Origin of the sequence: Variovorax sp. E3 (assembly GCF_016082275.1) — a bacterium.
In the GTDB taxonomy this organism is placed as follows: domain Bacteria; phylum Pseudomonadota; class Gammaproteobacteria; order Burkholderiales; family Burkholderiaceae_C; genus Variovorax.
On the sequence record NZ_MOWM01000244.1, the window covers coordinates 1 to 6,947 of the forward strand.

7 protein-coding genes and 1 pseudogene are annotated in these 6,947 nt (G+C 66.6%); 7 read left to right on the top strand and 1 reads right to left on the bottom strand.

All coding sequences use genetic code 11. The features are described from left to right. Nucleotides 1-1,014: pseudogene (gene fliF / locus BMG07_RS38860) on the bottom strand (flagellar basal-body MS-ring/collar protein FliF); the annotation flags it as partial. A 290-nt stretch (nt 1,015-1,304) separates the two neighbouring features. Between fliF and fliE the strand changes: the two are divergent. The 7 genes from fliE (at nt 1,305) to BMG07_RS38895 (ending at nt 6,928) form a co-directional block, all read left to right on the top strand. Next, entirely contained in the window at nt 1,305-1,622 is a 318-nt protein-coding gene (fliE, locus tag BMG07_RS38865; protein WP_198088946.1) for a flagellar hook-basal body complex protein FliE, read from the top strand. Between the two features lie 174 nt (nt 1,623-1,796). Continuing rightward, on the top strand, nt 1,797-3,449 hold the full coding sequence (locus BMG07_RS38870) for a flagellin (protein ID WP_198088947.1): 1,653 nt from the start codon (nt 1,797-1,799) through the stop codon (nt 3,447-3,449). A 180-nt stretch (nt 3,450-3,629) separates the two neighbouring features. After that, on the top strand, nt 3,630-3,983 hold the full coding sequence (locus tag BMG07_RS38875) for a flagellar protein FlaG (RefSeq protein WP_198088948.1): 354 nt from the start codon (nt 3,630-3,632) through the stop codon (nt 3,981-3,983). A 55-nt stretch (nt 3,984-4,038) separates the two neighbouring features. Beyond that, entirely contained in the window at nt 4,039-5,475 is a 1,437-nt protein-coding gene (fliD, locus tag BMG07_RS38880) for a flagellar filament capping protein FliD (protein WP_198088949.1), read from the top strand. Nucleotides 5,476-5,566: 91 nt separating this feature from the next. Next, the gene (gene fliS, locus BMG07_RS38885; protein WP_198088950.1) at nt 5,567-5,917 is read left to right on the top strand and encodes a flagellar export chaperone FliS; all 351 of its coding nucleotides are present in this window, start codon (nt 5,567-5,569) and stop codon (nt 5,915-5,917) included. A 35-nt stretch (nt 5,918-5,952) separates the two neighbouring features. Continuing rightward, complete coding sequence (locus tag BMG07_RS38890; RefSeq protein ID WP_269759837.1) at nt 5,953-6,288, top strand: flagellar protein FliT; 336 nt, start codon at nt 5,953-5,955, stop codon at nt 6,286-6,288. A gap of 22 nt (nt 6,289-6,310) precedes the next feature. Continuing rightward, nucleotides 6,311-6,928, top strand: coding sequence for a hypothetical protein (locus tag BMG07_RS38895; RefSeq protein WP_198088951.1), 618 nt, complete (start codon nt 6,311-6,313; stop codon nt 6,926-6,928). The last annotated feature ends 19 nt before the right edge of the window (nt 6,929-6,947 follow it).

Below are 6,947 nucleotides of genomic sequence, written 5' to 3' on the forward strand. Positions count from 1 at the left end.
TGGGCGCGCGGGGGCCGACGATGGGCGCGCTCGGGTTCACCGGCGGCTGGTTCGACAGCGCGCCCGGCACGCCGCCGGGCGGCCCGCCGTTGTGCTGCGCCGATTCGCTGGACTGCTGGCTGCGCACGGCGGCCTGCGTCGGGTCCTGGTTGGGCTTGTACTTTTCGTCGGTGTGCTCGACCACCGCGAAGTCGATCTCGGCCGCCACCTGCGCGCGCACGTTGCTCGCGCCCACGATGGGCTGCAGGATGGCCTCGATGCGGCGGATGTAGTTCTGCTCTATTTCCTGCGCATATTTGAGCTGGCTCACGTCCAGCCCGCGGTCGGCGCCGCGCGCGGACGACAGCAGGTTGCCGCGCTGGTCGACCACCGTCACGCTCTTGGCGTCCAGGTCGGGCACGCTGCTGGAGACCATGTGCACGATGGCGCTGACCTGGCCTTCGTCGATGCTGCGCCCGCGCATCAGGTTCAGCACCACGGAGGCCGAGGGCTTCTTCTGGTCGCGCACGAACAGCGACGGCTTGGGCAGCGCCAGGTGCACGCGGGCCGACTCGATGGTGCCGATCGACTCGATGGAGCGCGCCAGCTCGCCTTCGAGGCCGCGCTGGTAATTGATCTGCTCGGCGAACTGGCTGGTGCCGAACTTCTGGTTGTCCATCAGTTCGAAGCCGACGCCGCCGGCCTTGGGCAGGCCCTGGGCCGCGAGCTTCAGGCGCGTCTCGGCCACCTTGTCGCCCGCGATCAGGATCGCGCCGCCGCCTTCGGCGAACTTGTAGGGCACGTTCATCTGCTGCAGCGACGCGATGATCGCGCCGCCGTCGCGGTCCGACACATTGGTATAGAGCACCTTGTAGTCGGGCGCGCGGCTCCACAGCATGACGCGGCGGCCGCGGCCACCAGCGCCGCGCCGCCAATGATCATCGGCAGCTTGGGTTGGGCGCGCAGTCGCTCCAGGATCGGTGGCAGGCCGTTGCCGGCCGCCGGCAGCTCGCCGGCGGGTGCCGTGGTGCTCATGCGGGCACCTTGGTCATGGCCGGGCGGCCGCGGGGGTCGAGTGCCATGGTGAGAGAGGGGATTCGGTGTTGAGATGTCATTCCGGAGGGCCGGTGATGTCGTCCGCGGCCTGTTCGTTTCGCGAACGATTGTCAACAGACGCAAGGAATTCGATCGGTCGAACAGCCGGGGTTTTTGCCCTCAGTTGGGCGCTTGAATCGGGGTCTTCCCTTGATACGCTGCATGCAGGTGGAGGGGCTCTGGACCCTCCTTGTCAAGTCACGCAGAAGTGTTCAAAGAGGAAGAACCCCATGTCGATCAGCGCCATCGAATCCGTCCTGCAGCAGATGCGCGTCACCGCGCTCAACACAGGCATCGCGCCCACGGGCGCCGCGCCCGCCGAGGCCGGCGGCTTTGCCGCCGAGCTCAAGCGCTCCATTGCGAATATCAACGGCGCCCAGCAAAGCGCCTATGCGCAAGCCGAGTCGTTCGAGCTGGGCAAGCCCGGCGTCGCCCTGAACGACGTGATGGTCGACCTGCAGAAGGCCAACGTGGCGTTCCAGACCGGCCTGCAGGTGCGCAACCGCCTGGTCACCGCCTATCAGGAAGTCATGAACATGCAGGCCTGAGGGCGGCGGGTTGTGTCGCGGATGGTTCGTGGAACTTTTTTGTACGCCGGCCTAAATGTTTGAAAGACGTGGCCGATAACCAAATCAACGATGGCTTGAGTCTGACAGCAGGAGCGGGTCCAGCGTTACGGCCTCGTGCCGGTTTCCACAACCTTCGTATACCAGGAGTCGAAAATGGCATCAGTCATTAACACCAATTCTCTTTCCCTGCTCACGCAGAACAACCTGACCAAGTCGCAATCGGCGTTGAACACGGCGATCCAGCGCCTGTCGTCGGGCCTGCGCATCAACAGCGCCAAGGACGATGCCGCCGGCCAGGCCATCGCCAACCGCTTCACTGCCAACATCAAGGGCCTGACGCAAGCAACGCGCAATGCCAACGACGGCATCTCGATCGCTCAGACGACTGAAGGCGCGCTGACCGAAGTCAACAACAACCTGCAACGCATCCGCGAACTGTCGGTGCAAGCCGCCACGGGCACGAACTCGTCGACCGACCTGGACTCGATCCAGTCGGAAATCGGCCAGCGCCTGGACGAAATCAACCGCGTGTCGACCCAGACCCAGTTCAACGGCGTGAAGGTTCTGTCGGCTGACGCCGGCAAGCTGACCGTTCAAGTCGGTGCCAACGACGGCGAAACCATCGACATCAACCTGCAGGAAATCAGCGCCAAGACCCTGGGTCTGGACAGCTTCAACGTGAACGGCAAGGGCGCCGCCAACAAGGGCGCTACCGCTGCCGACCTGCTGGTCGACGGCTGGGCTGCACAGCCGACCGTGAACGGCACGACGCCTTACACCAAGACGCTGACGGCCGCCAACAACGGTGCCAAGGCCGACGACGTCCTGGGCAAGATGCAGGACAAGGGCACGGTCGTGGTTGGCAACGCCACCTACACCTACAGCGCCGCAAGCAAGAGCTACACGGCTGCTGAAACGGGTCGCACGGGCGCTGCCCTGACGAGCTCGCTGACCCCGCCCGCCGGCACGACCACGACCGCGACCGTCACGCTCGGCACGAAGTCGATGGACGTCAAGATCGACAGCAACGGTGCAATGACCGACGCTGCCGACGGCTCGGCGCTGTTCCTGGACGCGTCGAAGAACCTGACGAAGACCAACACCGGCGGTACCGCTGCCGCCGCCAACGTCAGCAACGTCACCACGGCCATGGCCACCGGCGACACGATCCGCATCGGCGCAACGGGCACGACCTTCACCGGCACGGCCACCGCCGGCGCCCTGGACGTCACCAAGGAACCCGCTTCGGCTTCGGCTGTCGCTGCCCTGGTGAACTCGGGTGTTGCTTCCACGATCGACATCGACGGCGGTGGCGCCACGGCTGCCTACACGGTGGCTGCCGCGACCGGCGCTGTTGCCCAAGGTACGCAAGTGTTCGTGGACGTCAGCGGCGCGCTGACCACCACGGCTGCCCAGACCCTGAACCTGCACAGCAACGGCACCGTGACCGACGCGAACGCCAACGTCGTGTACGCCGACTCGTCCAAGCCCGGCAAGCTGACGACCAACGCAGTCAGCAACGTGACGGCAACGGCCGACCCGCTGAAGGCACTGGACGACGCCCTGTCCAAGGTCGACAAGCTGCGCAGCTCGCTGGGTGCGGTGCAGAACCGTTTCGACTCGGTGATCGCCAACCTGGGCACCACGGTGACCAACCTGTCGTCGTCGCGTTCGCGCATCGAAGACGCTGACTACGCCGTGGAAGTGTCGAACATGACCCGCGCGCAGATCCTGCAGCAAGCCGGTACCTCGGTGCTGTCGCAAGCCAACCAGACCACGCAAGGCGTGCTGTCGCTCCTGCGTTGATCGACAACGGCTAGCTAGAAGCAAAGCAATGCCGGGCCCCACCCGACAAGGGTGGGGTCAGGCCGGTGCAGGTCCCCCGAACATGTCGGGTCTGCCTGCGCTGCTCTCTGCGGCCATGCGCCATCTCCCGATGGCGCGAGGCCGCAGAGGACAGCGAACACAACGAACAAGGTGGAAATGATGTCGAACCCCGTGCCAGCAACCCTCGCGAAGGACAACCCGTGGACGCAGCTGCTCGTCGGCGGCGCCGCGGGCGTGGGCGCGCGCGGGCTGGGCGCCGCAGCCAAGGGCGAGGCCAGGGACGAGGCGACACCGGTGCAGGTCGAGCAGGCGGTGCACCACGTGAACACGGCGCTCTCGCTGCGCGAGGTCGGCGTGCGCTTCGAGGTCGACAAGGACACCGACAAGCTCATCGTCAAGGTGGTCGACAGCACCAGCGGCGAGGTCATTCGCCAGATTCCCAACGAAGACGTCCTGCGCATCGCGAAGCTGATGAGCGACGGCAACGGCCTGCTGGTGGACCACGCGGCCTGAGGCCGCACCCGATTACTCATCTGCAGCAGCAGCACTCATTCAGGAACACATTCACATGGCAACGATCAGCAGTCTCGGCGTCGGCTCCAACCTCGACCTCGCCACCTTGCTCACGCAACTCCAGACCGCCGAGAGCCAGCCGCTCGTGGCACTGCAGGCCAAGGCCAAGAGCTACACGACCAAGCTGTCGGCCTACGGCACGATCCAGAGCGCGCTCAGCACGCTGCAGACGGCCGCCAAGAAGCTGGGCGACCCGGCGCTGTTCCAGAACGTGACCGGCACGCCGACGGTCAGCGGCATCCTGGCCGCATCGGCCACCGACGCGAGCGCCGCGGGCAACTACACCATCGATGTGTCGCGACTGGCGCAGCCGCAGACCGTCATCAGCGCGGGCCAGGCCGACAGCAAGACCGCGATCGGCAACGGCAAGATCACCATCGACTTCGGCCAGATCACGGGCGGCACGCTCGATCCCGCCACCGGCAAGTACACCGGCGCCACCTTCACCGCCGATGCGAGCCAGCCCGCCAAGTCGATCACCATCGATCCGACCAACAACACGCTGGAAGGCATTCGCACCGCCATCAACAACGCCAAGGCCGGCGTGACGGCCAGCATCGTGAACGACGGCAGCGGCACGCCCAACCGCCTGGTGCTGACGTCTTCGACGACCGGCGAGAAGTCGAGCATGCGCATCTCGGTCGACGGCGACGCCCCGCTGCAAGGTCTGCTGAACAACGACCCGGCCGGCACGCAGAACCTGAAGCAGACCTCGGTGGCGCAGAACGCCCTGCTGAACGTGAACGGCATCGACGTCACGAGCTCGACCAATACCGTCAAGGAAGCCATCCAGGGCGCCACGCTCACGCTGGTGAACACCGGCAAGACCGGCCTGTCGCTGAAGGAAAACACCGCGAGCGTGAAGACGGCCATCACCGATTTCGTGAACGCCTACAACGCGCTGCAGAGCACGGCCAAGTCGCTGACCGCCTACGACGCCACCACCAAGACCTCCTCGGCGCTGACCGGCGACTCGACGCTGCGCAACCTGCAGACGCGCATCCGCCAGGCGCTCACCACGCCGCAGTCCGGCGGCGACATGAAGGTGCTCACCGAGATCGGCGTGGCGTTCCAGAAGGACGGCACCCTGGCCGTGGATTCGACCAAGCTCGACAAGGCGCTGTCCACCAACCTGAAGGCCGTGGCCAACCTGTTCTCCAGCGCCACCGGCAGCACGGGCGGCTACGGCAAGCAGATCGACGCGATCGTGACCGACCTGAACACCGGCGCCCTGAAGGTGGCCAGCGACGGCGTGACTTCCACCATCAAGCAACTCGACACCCAGTACGACGCCATGCAGGTGCGCGTGGACTCGACGGTGGCCCGCTACAAGGCCCAGTTCAACCAGCTGGACGTGATGATCAACAGCATGAACAACACCAAGGCCTACCTCACGCAGCAGTTCAACGCGATCAACGGGACCAAGAGCTGATCACGGGAACCCAGGAGATTCCGATGTACACACCTCACCAATCCGGACCGGCGCGGGCGCCTATGCGCGCGTGGGCGTGGAGTCCACGGCCATGAGCGCCACGCCGCTGCAGCTGATCATGATGCTGTTCGACGGCGCCAAGACCGCCATCGGCGCGGCCCGCCACCACATGGGCGCGGGCGAGATCGCACCGAAGGGCAGCGCGATCTCCCGGGCCATCAACATCGTCGACAACGGCCTGAAGGCCAGCCTCGATGCGCAGGCCGCCGGCGAAGCCGGTGGCGAACTCGTGAGCAACCTCTCGGCCCTGTACGACTACGTCGTGCGGCTGCTGCTCCTGGCCAACGTGCGCAACGACGTCGGCTCGCTGGACGAGGCCGACCGTTTGCTCGAAACCATCGCTTCCGCCTGGCGGGAGATCGACAGCCAGTCGCGCGGTTGAAGCGCGGCAACACACAGAAAAAAGACAGGGAAAAGATGGCAGTCCGGAGTGAGATCGTTCATTGCTACGAGCAACTTGCGTCCAGTATTTCTTTGATGCTGGAGCTGGCGCGTGCAAAGGAGTGGGGGCGGCTTCCGGAACTGGAAGCCCGCTGCTGCACCATCGTCGCGAGGCTGAGGGAAATCGAACCCCTCACGTCGCTGGACGAGTCGCAGCTGGAACACGCGCTGCACCTGCTGGACCGCATCCGCGCCGAACAGGCCGAGCTGTCGGGCTTGGTGAAGCCCCAGCTGGACGACCTCGTGCGCCGGATGGGCTACCTGAACCAGCAGAAGAGTCTCGACCGTGCCTACGGCGTGATGACGCACTGACCGTCCACGGAACGCACGCACCATGACTGTCATCGCCGGACTGCTCGACGCGCTGCTCGCCGCAAGGCTGGCGCCGCGCCTCGATGTGCTGGGCATCAAGGGCGAAGCCGCCATTGGTGCGCCGGGCGCGGTCATCGGCGTGGACAAGGTGGCGAACGACGTGCGGCTGCCGTCCAACGCGGCGCTCGACCGGCTGATTCCGGCGGGCACGTCCGGCGGTGCCTCGGGCGGCGCGGGCGGCTCGCCCTCGGCGCAGACGCAGCTGTCGATGGCGGCGCGCGTCATCAGCGCGGTGCTGGCCGACCTCGGCGCGACACCGGGGCCGGTGCGCGGCGCTGCGCCGATGCTCGGCGCGGGCCAGCCACCGGCGGCCACGGCGCTGGCCGGCACGCTGGCGCAGACGGTGTCGGACAGCGGGATGTTCTACGAATCGCACCTGGCGCAGTTCGCGGCCGGCGGCCGCACCCTGGCGCAGATGGCGCAGGAGCCGCAGGCGAAGTGGCCCGCGTCGACGGCCGCCGCAAGACCGACTGCCGCGGCTGCCGCGGCGGTCGTGGCGCAGGCACTGGTCCAGCGTCCGCGCTGGCCGACCTGCCGGAAGCCGCGCTTGCGGCTTCGACGGCGACCACCGCGGCGATGACCGCAGCAACCACGGCGGC

Bases quoted from the DNA above. Each gene is read 5' to 3' on its own strand.
- fliE (WP_198088946.1), top strand. From the start codon at position 1,305: ATGTCGATCAGCGCCATCGAATCCGTCCTGCAGCAGATGCGCGTCACC.
- BMG07_RS38870 (WP_198088947.1), top strand. From the start codon at position 1,797: ATGGCATCAGTCATTAACACCAATTCTCTTTCCCTGCTCACGCAGAAC.
- BMG07_RS38875 (WP_198088948.1), top strand. From the start codon at position 3,630: ATGTCGAACCCCGTGCCAGCAACCCTCGCGAAGGACAACCCGTGGACG.
- fliD (WP_198088949.1), top strand. From the start codon at position 4,039: ATGGCAACGATCAGCAGTCTCGGCGTCGGCTCCAACCTCGACCTCGCC.
- fliS (WP_198088950.1), top strand. From the start codon at position 5,567: ATGAGCGCCACGCCGCTGCAGCTGATCATGATGCTGTTCGACGGCGCC.
- BMG07_RS38890 (WP_269759837.1), top strand. From the start codon at position 5,953: ATGGCAGTCCGGAGTGAGATCGTTCATTGCTACGAGCAACTTGCGTCC.
- BMG07_RS38895 (WP_198088951.1), top strand. From the start codon at position 6,311: ATGACTGTCATCGCCGGACTGCTCGACGCGCTGCTCGCCGCAAGGCTG.